The organism is Streptomyces physcomitrii (assembly GCF_012273655.1).
Taxonomy (GTDB): Bacteria; Actinomycetota; Actinomycetes; order Streptomycetales; family Streptomycetaceae; genus Streptomyces; species Streptomyces physcomitrii.
Map to the genome: position 1 here is coordinate 1 of NZ_JAAWWP010000028.1, position 13,398 is coordinate 13,398.

General features: G+C 73.6%; 15 protein-coding genes and 1 pseudogene. 11 read left to right on the plus strand and 5 right to left on the minus strand.

What is annotated here, in order from left to right:
- From HFV08_RS28730 to HFV08_RS28760, 7 genes and pseudogenes are all read left to right on the plus strand, one after another.
- Positions 1 to 190: pseudogene (locus HFV08_RS28730) on the plus strand (crotonyl-CoA carboxylase/reductase); the annotation flags it as partial.
- Positions 191 to 194: 4 nt separating this feature from the next.
- Positions 195 to 1,262 carry an AIR synthase related protein gene (locus HFV08_RS28735; protein ID WP_168543404.1) on the plus strand — a complete coding sequence of 356 codons (1,068 nt, stop codon included), beginning with the start codon at positions 195 to 197 and terminating at the stop codon, positions 1,260 to 1,262.
- A 909-nt stretch (positions 1,263 to 2,171) separates the two neighbouring features.
- The gene (locus HFV08_RS28740; RefSeq protein ID WP_210430920.1) at positions 2,172 to 3,479 is read left to right on the plus strand and encodes a helix-turn-helix domain-containing protein; all 1,308 of its coding nucleotides are present in this window, start codon (positions 2,172 to 2,174) and stop codon (positions 3,477 to 3,479) included.
- 100 nt (positions 3,480 to 3,579) lie between these two features.
- Positions 3,580 to 4,044, plus strand: a complete 465-nt coding sequence (locus tag HFV08_RS28745) for a VOC family protein (RefSeq protein ID WP_168543406.1) — start codon at positions 3,580 to 3,582, stop codon at positions 4,042 to 4,044.
- Between the two features lie 59 nt (positions 4,045 to 4,103).
- Positions 4,104 to 4,736: a peptide deformylase gene (locus HFV08_RS28750; RefSeq protein WP_168543408.1), complete on the plus strand. Its 633-nt coding sequence runs from the start codon at positions 4,104 to 4,106 to the stop codon at positions 4,734 to 4,736.
- Between the two features lie 378 nt (positions 4,737 to 5,114).
- Positions 5,115 to 5,642 (plus strand): DUF4232 domain-containing protein, encoded by a 528-nt coding sequence (locus HFV08_RS28755; RefSeq protein WP_168543410.1) that lies wholly within the window; start codon positions 5,115 to 5,117, stop codon positions 5,640 to 5,642.
- 133 nt (positions 5,643 to 5,775) lie between these two features.
- Positions 5,776 to 7,293: an MFS transporter gene (locus HFV08_RS28760; RefSeq protein ID WP_168543412.1), complete on the plus strand. Its 1,518-nt coding sequence runs from the start codon at positions 5,776 to 5,778 to the stop codon at positions 7,291 to 7,293.
- Positions 7,294 to 7,303: 10 nt separating this feature from the next.
- Here HFV08_RS28760 and HFV08_RS28765 read toward each other — a convergent pair whose 3' ends face one another.
- The 3 genes from HFV08_RS28765 to HFV08_RS28775 are packed head-to-tail and all read right to left on the minus strand — an operon-like array spanning position 7,304 to position 8,873.
- On the minus strand, positions 7,304 to 7,660 hold the full coding sequence (locus HFV08_RS28765; RefSeq protein ID WP_168543415.1) for an Asp23/Gls24 family envelope stress response protein: 357 nt from the start codon (positions 7,658 to 7,660) through the stop codon (positions 7,304 to 7,306).
- A complete protein-coding gene (locus HFV08_RS28770) occupies positions 7,657 to 8,289 on the minus strand; it encodes an Asp23/Gls24 family envelope stress response protein (protein ID WP_168543417.1) in 633 nt (210 codons plus the stop codon). Before HFV08_RS28770 ends, HFV08_RS28765 begins: the two co-directional genes overlap by 4 nt.
- Positions 8,280 to 8,873: an RNA polymerase sigma factor gene (locus HFV08_RS28775; protein WP_168543419.1), complete on the minus strand. Its 594-nt coding sequence runs from the start codon at positions 8,871 to 8,873 to the stop codon at positions 8,280 to 8,282. The genes HFV08_RS28770 and HFV08_RS28775 overlap by 10 nt, the downstream gene beginning before the upstream one ends.
- Positions 8,874 to 9,093: 220 nt before the next feature.
- Between HFV08_RS28775 and HFV08_RS28780 the strand changes: the two genes are divergently transcribed.
- The 4 genes from HFV08_RS28780 (at position 9,094) to HFV08_RS28795 (ending at position 11,602) form a co-directional block, all read left to right on the plus strand.
- Complete coding sequence (locus tag HFV08_RS28780; protein WP_040255736.1) at positions 9,094 to 9,603, plus strand: Asp23/Gls24 family envelope stress response protein; 510 nt, start codon at positions 9,094 to 9,096, stop codon at positions 9,601 to 9,603.
- Positions 9,604 to 9,723: 120 nt separating this feature from the next.
- Complete coding sequence (locus HFV08_RS28785; protein ID WP_168543421.1) at positions 9,724 to 9,906, plus strand: hypothetical protein; 183 nt, start codon at positions 9,724 to 9,726, stop codon at positions 9,904 to 9,906.
- Positions 9,906 to 11,027 (plus strand): DUF6286 domain-containing Asp23/Gls24 family envelope stress response protein, encoded by a 1,122-nt coding sequence (locus HFV08_RS31225; protein WP_210430921.1) that lies wholly within the window; start codon positions 9,906 to 9,908, stop codon positions 11,025 to 11,027. The genes HFV08_RS28785 and HFV08_RS31225 overlap by 1 nt, the downstream gene beginning before the upstream one ends.
- Entirely contained in the window at positions 11,024 to 11,602 is a 579-nt protein-coding gene (locus tag HFV08_RS28795; protein WP_168543423.1) for an alkaline shock response membrane anchor protein AmaP, read from the plus strand. Before HFV08_RS31225 ends, HFV08_RS28795 begins: the two co-directional genes overlap by 4 nt.
- Before the next feature lie 78 nt (positions 11,603 to 11,680).
- On the opposite strand, the gene HFV08_RS28800 is transcribed toward HFV08_RS28795, so the two are convergent.
- Positions 11,681 to 12,310 (minus strand): MBL fold metallo-hydrolase, encoded by a 630-nt coding sequence (locus tag HFV08_RS28800; RefSeq protein ID WP_168543425.1) that lies wholly within the window; start codon positions 12,308 to 12,310, stop codon positions 11,681 to 11,683.
- A complete protein-coding gene (locus tag HFV08_RS28805) occupies positions 12,310 to 13,395 on the minus strand; it encodes an S-(hydroxymethyl)mycothiol dehydrogenase (protein ID WP_168543427.1) in 1,086 nt (361 codons plus the stop codon). Before HFV08_RS28805 ends, HFV08_RS28800 begins: the two co-directional genes overlap by 1 nt.
- Between the last annotated feature and the right edge of the window lie 3 nt (positions 13,396 to 13,398).

The following is a 13,398-nucleotide window of genomic DNA, read 5'->3' on the forward strand; positions in this document are numbered from 1 at the left end:
CCCCACCCTCTCCAAGGTCTACTCCCTCGAAGAGACCGGCCAGGCCGCCTACGACGTCCACAAGAACCTCCACCAGGGCAAGGTCGGCGTCCTCGCCCTCGCCCCCGAAGAAGGACTCGGCGTCCGCAATCACGAACTGCGCGCCAAGCACCTGGACGCCATCAACCGCTTCCGCGTCGGTACCGGCTGAGCCGATGAGCCACCCCGCGGAGCTCACGCGCTTCCGGGACACGGACACCGCGGGCCAGGGGACGGGCGGACCGCTCCCCTGGCCCGCCGGTCAGGTCACGCTCGGGCAGGCCCGGGGCGAGCGTTCGCTGACCGCGCTCTTCCGTGCCGCCCTCGCCGACGTGAGCACACCCGAACCGCCGCCGGTGCCCGCCGGAGGCCGCCTGACCTGGACGACCGGCACCTTCACCCCGGAGCCGCCCTTCTGGCCGGACGGCGACATCGGCCGCCTGGCGGTCTGCGCCACCGTCAACGCCCTTGCCGCCCAAGGCGCCCGCCCTCTGGCCCTCAGCCTCACCGCGGTGGTCGAGGCGGGTCTTTCCCTGGAGCGCCTGCGCGCCCTGAGCGCCTCGGTACGCGAGAGCCTGGCCGAGGCGGAGGTACCGCTCGGCGGCTTCGACCTCGGCGTCGTCCGCACCGGCGAGGCCGACCAGCTCTACCTGACGGCCACCGGCACGGGCCTGCTGCCGGCCGCCCCCACCACCGCACCGGCGAGGCCGGGCGACCGGCTCTGGCTCACCGGCCCCCTCGGCAACCACGGCACCCACCTCCTGGCCACCCGCCACCAACTCGGCTACGAGCAGCTGATCCACGCTCGGCTACGGCCGCTCACCGGCCTGTTCACCCGTCTCCACCAGGGCCATCCGGAGGCTCTGCGCGGCATCCGCCCGGTGAGCACCGGCGGTCTGGCCGCGACGCTGACCGCCCTGGCCGAGGAGACCGGCCTCTCCCCCGCCGTCGACCCGGACCTGCTGCCCCTCGCCCCCGACACCCGACTCGCCATGAGCGCCCTGGGACTCGAACCCTGGACCACGGCCAGCGAACCCACCCATCTCGTGGTCGCGGCCCCCGATCCGGCCCTCGAAACCACCCTCGGCCGCCACACCCCCGAGGGCGCGGCCACGCTCATCGGCACCCTGCGCGAGCCCCCCGCCGGAACGCCGCCGGAACGCCTCGTACTGCTGTGCCCGGCCGGGCAGCCGCCGGAGGCCCTGGTACTGCCGACCGCACCGCCGCCGGCGCGGCAGAACTGAGCAGCCGGGCCCGTACGCGAGGGGAGGATCCGCCCGCGTACGGGCGCCGTGGCCCGCCGCGCCCTTCCGCGAAACAAGCCTGACAAAAACCGTTTACGGCACTTTCGGTTTCTCCGTACCGGCCGCGCGGGCAGTTCCCCCACATGCCCCCGGCCCAGGCAGACCGAGGCCCACCGCGACCGGCTCTTTGCACCCGCGCACCGACGGACCCGCTCCGCCCGCCGCGGGACCGGGGACCGGCAGCGGCCTTGCCCCGGCGGCCCGGCGGGCGGGTGGACAAACCGTCACCGCAAAGGGAAAAGAGGAAAGCGGTCCGGTTTTGCGAAAGTACGGGAAACCCGGCGACGAAACTCACGGGTAATCAGGATCCGGCCCCGCACGGGGCTTGCGGGACGGCGATCCCGTACCCCTCGGTACATGCCCCGTCAGCGGAACCGGACCCGTCTGCGTACCGGCGCAATCACTTTCCGCTAAACGGAATTCACAGTTCCACCGAGGCTTCGGGAAGGCGGGACAAAGACCCGGCCGACCCGCCGTGCGCACAGTGGCCTTACCCACACCTTGCGGCGGCCGGGCATTTACGCAGCGGAGGCGGAGAAACGGTCGGTGACCGTGCGAGCATGCCGCTTACCGAAACCCGCCAACCCAATGCCGGTGACGTAAAGTTGTCAGGCACGATGCACTTTCAGCCGGGGGAGAGAACCAGGGATGTCCGAAACCGACCCGAATAACACCACCCGTGCCCCCACGGAGCAAACGGACAAGCCCACCCACGCCCGCACCACCGGTCTCCCCCCCGACGCGACCGCGAGCCCGGTCGGCCACCGCTCCGCGGACGGCGTCCCAGCCGCCCCCGGGACGCCCACTCCCCACACAGAAGGCGCCGAGGACACGAACCCCAGCCGGCACATGGACGACGCCCAACCAGCCCCCCGCTCCCAGCCCGCGCCCCACCCCGCCGACCAGGACCACCCGGCGGCCGGCCCCGGCGCAGCGGTCCCCGAGGCGCGCGCCCCGCACGAGCGGAGCGGCCCGCCCTCCTCCGGCCGGCCGCAGGCGCACACCGACCGCGAGACGGCCGACGCCCTGCAGCACACGCTGCACACCCCCACGCTCGACCACCTCGACGACCTCACCGCGAGCGCCTACCGGCACGCCGTGCTCAACGGCCGCTACCAGGCCGACCACATCATGGAGGTCCTCGGGCTGACCGCCGAGCAGGCCGAGGACATCACGCACACGCTCACCCAGCTCCACCTCCTGAAGCCGGTCCCGGGCCAGCCGCGCACGCTGATCCCGCTCAGCCCGGACGCGGCCACCGCCGAACTCCTCGCCACCACCGAGCACCACATCCAGCAGTTGCAGAAGGCGGTCACGCACACCCGCAACCGGATGCAGACGCTCCAGCCGCTGTACTACGAGAGCAGGCAGCACCGGAACCACACCGAGGCGTTCGACATCATCACCGATATCGCCACGCTGCAGAAAACACTCAACGACCACGGGCTGAACGCCACCAAGGAAATCCTCACCGCCCAGCCCGGCGGCCCGCGGCCCGCGGATATTCTGGAGAACGCCCGTCCCCGGACGCTCCACAATCTTCAGCGCGGGCTCACTATCAAGCACCTTTACCAGCACACCGCGCGCACCGATCTCACCACGGTCAACTACATCCGTACGATCACCGATCAGGGCGCCCAGGTCCGTACCACCGACCAACTCATCGACCGGATCATCATCTACGACCGCGAAACGGTGTTCCTGCCCGAGCAGAACATCACCCACCGGCGGCCGGGCGCGGCCCTGATCCGGGAACCCACGCTGGTCGCCTTTCTCTGCAAGACCTATGACCACCTGTGGAACAACGCCACCCCCTACACCCCTACGACCCAGGCGACCCCGCACATCACGCAGAATCTCAAGCACGCCATCATCAAACTCCTCGCCCAGGGCCACAAGGACGAGAATGTCGCGCGGAAACTCGGTATGAGTGTCCGCACCTGTCGCCGCCATATCGCCCAGATCATGGAACAGGCGAATGCCACCAGCCGTTTCCAGACCGGCGCGAATCTGGCCCTCGCCGGTTATATCTCCCATGAGCCGGATTGCCTCCCGGAAGGCCACCGCCAGCCGGCAGCGGACGGCCCGGACCACAACACCGGTGACCCGGGCTATCCCCCCTTGGAAGCGAACTCCCATGCCCGCGAGGACATCTGAGCGCCGGGTCCCCTGACGCGCCGCTCCGCCTACTCCCGCCGGGTGGCCGAGAAGAGTGGCTCGGCGGTGTTGTCAGTGCCGGGCTCTATAAGTGGTGACCATGACCGCAACTCCCGTGCACTGGAAGCTCGTCGTCGACGCCCGTGATCCGCACGCGCAGGCCGCCTTCTGGGCGGCCGCGCTGCACTACGAGGTCGAGGACCACAGCGTGCTCATCGGCAAGCTGCTCGGCCTCGGCGCCGTCCCTCCCGAGATCCTGCTCGACCGCGACGGCCGCAAGGCCTGGCGCGACGCCGCCGGGGTGCGCCATCCCGAGGACCCCTACGACCCCGAGAGCGGGGGGGGTCTCGGGCGGCGGCTGCTCTTCAACCGGGTGCCCTCGAAGGAGCGGAAGACGGGCAAGAACCGGCTCCACATCGACCTGCACGGCCCGGCCGGGGAGCGGGAGGCGGAGGTGGAGCGCCTGCGCGCCCTGGGCGCCGGTGTCCAGCGGCACGTCCAGGAGCCCGCCGGGGAGTGGGTGGTCATGACGGACCCGGAGGGCAATGAGTTCTGCGTGCACTGAGGTCGCCCGTGCGACGGCCCGGGGCCCCGCCCGCCGCGCGGACTTGGCATCCTGGGGGCATGTCCTCAGACGCGCTGGTCCCCCAGGTCGATGCCCTGCTCGACGGTCCGCTGCCGCTGCCGATCGTCGCCGCGGGCGATCCCGTGCTGCGGCGTCCGGCCGCGGCGTACGAGGGGCAGCTCGGTGCGCGCCGGCTGGAGCGGCTGATCGAGGCCATGCGGGAGACCATGCACGCGGCACCCGGTGTCGGCCTCGCCGCACCGCAGGTCGGGCTCGCACTCCGGCTGGCGGTGCTGGAGGACACGGCCGAGGTCCCCGAGGAGATCCGCCGTGCGCGCGAGCGGGAGCCACTGCCCTTCCGGGTGCTCCTGAACCCCGTCTACGAACCGGTGGGTGAGCGCCGGGCGGCCTTCTTCGAGGGCTGCCTCAGCGTGCCGGGCTGGGGGGCGGTGGTGGCCCGGCACGCGCGAGTGCGCCTGCGCGCGCTCGACGCGGCGGGCACGGCCCTGGACGAGGTGTTCTCCGGCTGGCCCGCCCGGATCGTCCAGCACGAGACGGACCACCTCGCGGGCCGGCTGTACCTCGATGTGGCCGAACCGCGCTCGCTCTCCAGCGCCGCCGCCATGGCCGAACGGTGGAACCAGCCGACCCCGGAGCGCGCCGCCGAGGCGCTCGGCTTCCCGCTGCCGTAGCCACCGGGCACTTGCTGCCGGACACCCGCTGCCACTCCCCTGCCGTACAGAACAGCAGGTCGCCATCGCCGAGTTGGAGCCCGCGGCCGTCCCCGGATACCGGCCGGGCGGTCAACTGCGCCCGGTTCCGGCCATGCTGACTCGTCGGCAGTCCACGCCGGAACGGCCCCCGCCGGGTGCCGAGGCACGCACCCCCGGCGGAACCCGCGGCCGATCGGGGGAACCCTCCCCGGCCGTGCAACCTCGGCGGCTGCTCGGCAGTCACTAGTGGTATCCGGCTCGTACAGGGACCCAGCTTCTTCCTCCGGTGCGGCGCGCGAGCCGCGCGCCGACCGGGCACACGAGCCCTGACCACGCTTTTCGAACAGGGGAAACACCATGCGCGCTCGTTCCATCCTCGCCGCCTCGGCGGCGGTCGCCGCGCTCGCCGCCACCGCGCCCGCGGCCTGGGCAGGCGGCCCGGCCGCCTCCGCCGACACCACCTGCCGGGAGAACCAGCTGACCGTGCAGGCCACCGGTACGGAGCTGCCGGACGTCCTGCACATCAGCGTCACCAACCGGGCCACCCGTGCCTGCGTGGTCGACCAGATCCCGACGGTGACCTTCGGCGACCTGGACGGCGCGGCGCAGCCGGTGCCGCCGTCGGAGAGCGCCCCGTACCGGGTGAAGCCGGGCGCCACCGCGTACGCCTCGGTGCGGACGACCAGCAGGCTCGACAACCCCGATGCCCGGGTCGTCGACTCGGTGACCGTCGCCGGTGACCCCTCGCACCAGGGCCGCAGCTTCCCGGCCGCCTCGCTCGGCGCGCCGGACGGTGTGGTCGTCTGGGAGCCGGTGACCACGCTGTGGAAGTCCTCGGCGGCCGCGGCCGACCAGGCACTCTCGGACGCCGTCAACGGCGGCTGACGGCACCACGTACACGACTGACGGCATCACGTACACGGCGGCCCCGCGACCGGCTCCACACCCGGCCTCGCGGGGCCGCGCCGTTTCCGCGTTTCCGGAGGCGGCGGGCTCCGCGGGCCGACAAGCTGGTGGCATGAGCGGTACCGAAGATGCTGCCGGGACACTGCGGCTGTCCTCCGCCCGCGGGCGCGGGGTGCTGGTCTGCGTGGTCCTCGCCTCCGGGATGGCCATGCTCGACGGCACGGTCGTCAACGTCGCCCTGCCGCGGATGGGGCGTGATCTGGACGCCTCGCTGTCCACCCTCCAGTGGGTGGTCAACGCGTACATGCTGACGCTCTCGGCCCTGCTGCTGTGGGGCGGGGCGATCGGCGACCGGATCGGCAGACGCCGGGCGCTGCTGCTCGGGGCAGGCTGGTTCGCGCTCGCCTCGGCGCTGTGCGGACTCGCCCCGGACGAGAGCGTCCTCATCGGCGCCCGCGCGCTGCAGGGCGTCGGCGGCGCCCTGCTGACGCCGGGCTCGCTCGCCCTGGTGCGGGCCTCCTTCCATCCGGACGACCAGGCCCGCGCGGTCGGCGCCTGGTCGGGCCTGACCGGGGTGGCCGGGGCGCTCGGACCCTTCCTCGGCGGCTGGCTGATCGACGGGCCCGGCTGGCGGTGGATCTTCCTGATCAATCTGCCGCTGGCCGCCGTGGTGCTCGCGCTCGCCGTCAAGTTCGTGCCGGAGAGCCGCGACGAGGGTGCCCGGCAGCAGCCCTTCGACGTCCGGGGCGCGGTCCTCGCCGCGCTCTTCCTCGGCGGGGTCAGCTACGCCCTGATCGGCGCCTCCGCCCACGACTCCGCGCTCCAGGTGGGCCTCTCCGCGCTGCTCGCGCTCGCCGCGGGGCTCGCCTTCCTGTCGGTCGAGCGGCGGCGGGCGGATCCCATGCTCCCGCTCTCCCTCTTCCGCTCCCGGCTGTTCAGCGCGACCAACGGCATGACCCTGTGCCTGTACGCGGCCATCGGCGGCATGCTCTTCCTCCTGCCGGTGCAGTTGCAGACCACCCTCGGCTACGACGCCCTCCAGGCCGGGATCGCCACCTTGCCGATCACCGCGCTGATGCTGCTGCTCTCCTCGCGCACCGGCGCCCTCGCAAAGCGGATCGGCCCGGCGCCGCCGCTGATCGCCGGTCCGCTGGTCGGGGCGGCCGGGGCGCTCCTGATGCTGCGGGTCGGCCCGGGCGCCTCGTACCCGACGGAGGTGCTGCCCGCGGTGGTGGTCCTCGGCCTCGGGATGAGCCTGTTCGTGGCGCCGCTGACCGCCACCGTGCTCGCCTCGGTGGACTCGGCGCGCGCCGGTCTGGCCAGTGGCGTGAACAACACCGCGGCCCGGGTGGCGCAGTTGCTCATCGTGGCGGCGCTGCCCCTGGTGGTGGGGCTCTCGGGGGACGCCTACACCTCGGCCCCGGCGGTGGACGCCTCCTTCCGGCGGGCCGCGCTGCTCACCGCGGGGCTCTTCCTCGCCGCCTCCGCCGCGGCTGCCCTCTTCGTCCGGCCGAAGTCGGTGCGCCCGCGGCTGCGGCGCGCCCCGCGGCCGATGTGCCGCTCCTATCTCGCCGTCAACTGCCCGCCGCTGGAGCCCGGTTCGGCCCCCGAGCGGCGGGAGGGCGTGTGACGGCGCGCGCTCAGAGCACCCCGGTGACCGTCACGCTCACCGCGACCCGGGCCTCGGGCACCCCGAGCAGCGCACCGGCCGCGGCACTCGCGGCCGTACGCACCGCCCGGGTGACGTCGACGGCCCGATGCCCGGTCAGCGTGGTCAGCTTCACCTCGATCTGCCAGGTGCTGCGGTCGGCGCCGAGCCGGACCCGGACCCCGGAGACCGGTTCCGGCCCGGCGGTGCCGTGCACCAGGCGGGCGGTGCGGGCGCGCAGCAGTCCGGTGAGCCCGGGGCGCAGATAGGCGACGCCCGGGACCCCGGCCGCCGCCGCGGCGACCGCCTCCTCCACCTGCCTGCGGCTGCTGCTGTCCTCGGTGGTCATCCGCGGTCTCCCCCGTCCGGTGCGTCCTCGTCGTCCAGGATGTCGATCACGGCGACGTCCACGGCCCGTACGTCGAGGCCGAGGGCTTGTACGGCGGCCGAGGTCACGGCGGTGCGGACCGCCTCGGCGACGTCCTGGAGGTTCCAGCTCAGGGCGGCGGCGACCTCCAGGCGCACGGTCACCGGTCCGCGTACCCGACCGGCTCCCGGTGTCAGCGGGAGCACCTGGCAGCTGCCCGCGCGCACGCCCGGGACCGCGTCGGCCGCCGCCCGGAAGGACTTGGCGGCCGCGGCCTCCACGATCCACAGGTCCTCGTCCGCCTCGCCGAGCGGGAGGCTGCGCCCGGGGCGCAGTTCGAGGCGGACGATGTCCATCACGCGGGCGGTCAGCCGGGCGGGGTCGGCCGCCGCGGTGTCCTCGTCGGCGGAGCGGGCCTGGCGGACCAGGTCGTCCAGGGCGTGCAGTTCGCGCAGGGCCGTGGCGCAGTGCGGGCACCGGAGCAGGTGGGGGTCGGGTGGGCCCTCGGCGTCGTGGACGGCCCAGACCGACTCCAGGCTCCGTCCGCAGTCGAGGAGTTCCGTGTCGGGCAGGTCGTCGTCCGGCGGCACCGGGTTCGCGTTCAACGCCATGCTCCCATCGCCTCCGTCAGATGGCGGCGCGCACGGAAGATCCGGCCGCGGACCGCCTGGTGGGTGATTCCGACCGCCTCCGCGATCTCCTCGTAGGACTGATTGTGCAGTTCCCGCAGGACCCAGCAGGCCCGCTGTTCGGGGGACAGCTCGGCGAGGGCGGTGCCGAGCGCCTTCATGGCCGCCGTGGACTCCGCGGCTCTCGCGGGCGAGGCCTCGTGCTCGGGCGCCGCGGGCTCGGGCACCGTGTCGAGGTCGGCCGCGGGGCGGCGCGAACGCAGTTGGTTCAGGCAGCGGTTGGTGACGATGCGGTACATCCAGGTACGGAAGGCGGCCTCCCCCCGGTATTCGGGGAGCCTGCGCCAGGCGCTGACGAAGGCCTCCTGGACGGCGTCCTCCGCCTCGGCGGTGTCGCCGAGGATCCGGACGGCGAGTTTGAGCAGTGCGGGGCCGTGGCGGTGCACGAGGGTCTCGAAGGCGCCCTCGTCGCCCTCCCGTGCGCGCGCGGCGAGCAGTTCGTCGCCGGGGTCGGCGGCAGGTCCGGACGGGGTGGGTCCGGAGGTGTGGTTCCCGTCGCCGGGCAATCGACCGCTCCTCTTCGACTCTGGTGGGCGTAACCGTTCGACACGGCCCGGCGCGAAACGTCACGCGACAGGACCGGAATTCTTCTTCTGCCACCCACGGCGGGAAAATCTCCGGACTGTCGGAAAAAAATCCTCGAACCCGCGTGACATCCGGCTGCCGTGCCGTGTCCAACGACCAGACACGGCCACACGTGCCGAGGGATTCCAAGGAGAGACCCGCATGACCACCACCCAGGAAGTCTCCACCGTCGCGAGCGATGCCTCGAAGCCGCAGCGGCGCGCCGCAGGCGACAACTCCACGACCGTCGCGAGCGGGACGAGCGGTGTCGCCGAACCCGCGGCGAACCGCGGCAAGACCTCCATCGCCGATGTCGTCGTCGTCAAGGTCGCGGGCATGGCGGCCCGCGAGATCCCCGGTGTGCACGACATGGGCGGCAGCCTCTCCCGCACGCTCGGCGCGGTACGCGACCGGGTGCCGGGCGGGCGGCCCAATGTCGGCCGCGGGGTGAAGGTCGAGGTCGGCGAGCGGCAGACCGCGATCGACATCGACCTGGTCGTCGAGTACGGGGTGCCCATCACCGATGTCGCCCGCGACGTCCGCGAGAACGTCATCGACGCCGTGGAGCGCATCACCGGCCTGGAGGTCGTCGAGGTCAACGTCGCCGTGAACGACGTCCACCTGCCGGGCGACGACGCGGAGGGCTCCCCCGTCGAGTCGCGGGTGGAGTAGCCGGCAGCCGGGTCGCCGCCGCGCCGGGCCGAGGGGCCCGGCGCGCGGTGCGTGCGCGGCCGGGCGGCCGGAGCCCGGCGGCGGGTCGGGGCGAGTGAGTCGAAGGGGAGAGGAAGAGGGATGAGCAGAGCGGTGCTTGGCCTGGCGGTGGGCATGGCCCTCGGGTTCGCCGGGTGGTTCGGGGGGTTCGGCGCGTTCTTGCTGGTGGCCGCCCTGGGTGCGGTCGGCTTCGTGGTCGGGCGGCTGCTCGACGACGGCGTGGACCTGCGGGAGTTCCTCTCCGGGCAGGGGCGGAGGCGCTGATGGAACCCGCCGCCGAGCGGGGGGCGACCGAGGTCGCCGACCGGGTGGTGCGCAAGATCGCCGAGCGGGCCGCCTCGGAGGCCGTCACCGCGGCGAAGACCGCCCGCAAGGTCAGCCTGTCCCGGCGCGGGCGCACCGCCCACCTGGCCCTGGAGGTGCGCCTGCCCTACCCCTCGGACCTGCCGGAGTCCGGTGAGCTGATCAGGCGTCATGTGAGCGGTCGTACGGAGGAGTTGACCGGCCTGCGGGTGCCGAGCACGCGGGTGACGGTGGCCCGGCTCGCCACCCCCGGCGAGCTGGGACGGCTCGGCGGGGCGCCGCCGCGGGCGGCGGAGGCGGCAAACACCCCCCGGCACCGCACCCGGCGGCCCTGGTCCCCGCGGCGGATCCCGTCCGCGCTGGTGGCCCTGGTGCTCGCGGGCGCGGCGGGGGCGGTACTCGCCGATGTGGTGGCGGTACGCACCGGGCGCCGCGCTGCCGATTGGCGGACGCACGCCTTCGACAGTCTCGCGGACGCCCGGGTTTCCGACAGCTGGGTCTCCTGGGCCGGGGCGGGCACCGCTCTGCTCGGGCTCCTGATGGTCTTCCTGGCGCTCACTCCCGGGCTGCGCGGACGGCTGCCGCTCGACTCCCCCGCCGCGCGGCTCGCGGCCACCCTCGACCGTCCGGCCGCCGCGCTCGTGCTGCGGGACGCGGTGCTCGCCCAGAACGGCGTCGGCTCGGCCCGGGTACGGATGGGCCGCAGGCGGGCGCGGGTGCATGTCCGCGTCGGCTTCGGGGAGTTGGAGCAGGTGGGCGAGGAAGTACGGCGGGCCCTCACCGAGGCCGTGGCGGGGTGCGGCTTCGCCCGGCCGGTGAAGTGGCGGCTGCGGCTGGTCGCGGACGAGAACTGGCGGGCCCCCGGGTCCGCCCCGCCCGTACCCGAACTCGCCCCCGAGCGGCCGGAGTTGCCGTACGAGCCGACTCCGGACGCCGCCGGTGGCGGGGCCCGCGAAGCAGGGCGGGACGGCGCCGGACCCGCGGCGGACTCCACGGTCGTGCGGCCGACTCTCTCTCTGCGCAAGGACGTTGAGCGGGACGACCCGGGCGGACCGGAGCGGCAAGAGGAGGGCGGTCGATGATGCGCACCGCGGTGAACCGGGTCCTGCTCGGTGTTCTCGGCCTGGCCCTCGCGGGCACGGGCGCCTGGTTCGCGGTCAGCGGCTTCGCCGAGGAGCGGCTGCCCGGCTGGTGGCGCGGCCCCTCCCCGCGCTCGCGGCTGCTCGACCGGGAGCGTTGGGCGGAGTTGCAGGCACGCGGCTGGTGGGACACCGCCGTGATCGGCGCGCTGGCGCTGCTGGTGCTCCTCCTGCTGTGGTGGTTCTTCGCGCAGACCGCCACCGGCCGCAGGCGGATCCTCCATCTGCCCCGGCCCTGGCTGCGGTTGCGCACCCGCGCGCTCGCCTCGGCGGTGGCGGAGGAGCTGGAGCGCCACCCCGGGGTGGCGGCCGGGAGCGTACGGATCGGCGGCGGACGCAAGGGACGGCTCCGGGTACGGGTGACGCTGCAGCTGAGCACTCAGGGTCAACCGGGGCCGCTGCTCGGGGAGTTGGCCGCCGGGCCGCTGGAGAATCTGCGGCGGGCCACCGGTGCCGAGGAGTTGGACTCGGCGGTGCGGCTGCGGCACGGCAACCGCCGGGCGGCGCGGGTGCGCTGAGGTCGGGGGCGGGTGGAGCACACCGCCCCCGACCCTTCCGTGCGTACCGCGCGGTCCCGGGCCGGGATGGGCGTGCGGTCAGTGGCCGCGGGCGATCCACTCGTCCAGGTGCGGGGCCTCGGCCCCGATGGTGGTGCTCTCCCCGTGGCCGGTGCGGACCTCGGTCTGTGGCGGCAGCGTCAGCAGCCGGGTGCGGATCGACTCGACGATGGTCGGGAAGTCACTGAAGGAGCGTCCGGTGGCGCCGGGGCCGCCCGCGAAGAGGGTGTCCCCGGTGAAGACGGTGCCGAGGTCCGGCGCGTAGAGGCTCACGGCGCCGCGGCAGTGCCCGGGGGTCTCGATGACCCGCAGGACGGTGCCGGCCACCGTGATCTCCTGCCCGTCCGCCAGCTCGCCGTCGGGTGCCCGCCCCGGGTGCGTCCGGTCCCACAGCTCCCGGTCCGCCGGGTGCAGCAGGATCGGGGCACCGGTGCGCTCGGCGAGCGCGGGTGCCACCCGTACGTGGTCGTCGTGGGCGTGGGTGCACACGATGGCCTTGAGGGTGCGGGAGCCGACCGCCTCGGCGATGACCGCGGCGTCGTGCGGGGCGTCGAGGACCACGACCTCCTCGTCGTCGCCCACGATCCAGACGTTGTTGTCCACCTCCCAGGTCCCGCCGTCGAGGGAGAAGGTGCCCGAGGTGACGAGGTGCTCGATCCGCGCGGCCATCAGAACTGCACCACCGAACGCAGCACACGGCCCTCGTGCATGCGCGTGAACGCCTGCTCCACCTCGTCCAGGGCGATGGTCTCGGTGACGAAGGCGTCCAGGTCGAGCCGTCCCTGCCGGTACAGGTCGATCAGCATCGGGAAGTCGCGGGAGGGCAGGCAGTCCCCGTACCAGGAGGACTTGAGGGAGCCGCCGCGGCCGAAGACGTCGAGCAGCGGGAGTTCGAGCTTCATCTCCGGGGTCGGCACCCCGACCAGGACCACCGTTCCGGCCAAGTCCCGTGCGTAGAAGGCCTGTTCGTAGGTCTCGGGGCGGCCGACCGCCTCGATGACGACATCCGCGCCGAAGCCGCCGGTCAGCTCGCGGATCCGCTCCACGGCGTCCTCCTTGCGGGAGTTGACGCTGTGCGTGGCGCCGATCCGGATGGCCGTGCGTAGCTTCTCGTCGTCGATGTCGACGGCGATGATCCTCTCGGCCCCGGCGAGCCGGGCCCCCGCGATCGCGGCGTCGCCGACCCCGCCGCAGCCGATGACGGCGACCGAGTCGCCCCGGCCGACGTTGCCGGTGTTGATCGCGGCGCCGATGCCCGCCATGACGCCGCAGCCGAGGAGACCGGCCGCGGCCGGGGAGGCCGAGGGGTCGACCTTGGTGCACTGCCCGGCGGCGACCAGGGTCTTCTCCGCGAAGGCGCCGATGCCGAGGGCGGGGGTGAGTTCGGTGCCGTCGGCGAGGGTCATCCGCTGCTTGGCGTTGTGGGTGTCGAAGCAGTACCAGGGCCGTCCGCGCCGACAGGCACGGCACTGGCCGCACACCGCACGCCAGTTGAGGATGACGAAGTCCCCCGGCGCCACGTCGGTCACCCCCTCGCCGACCGACTCGACGATCCCGGCCGCCTCATGGCCGAGCAGGAAGGGGAACTCGTCGTTGATGCCGCCCTCCCGGTAGTGCAGATCGGTATGGCAGACGCCGCAGGCCTGCACCTTCACCACGGCTTCGCCGGGTCCGGGGTCGGGCACGGTGATCGTCTCGATGCGGACCGGCTCGCCGACCGCGTGCGCGACAACTGCCTTCACCTGCTGCGCCATGGG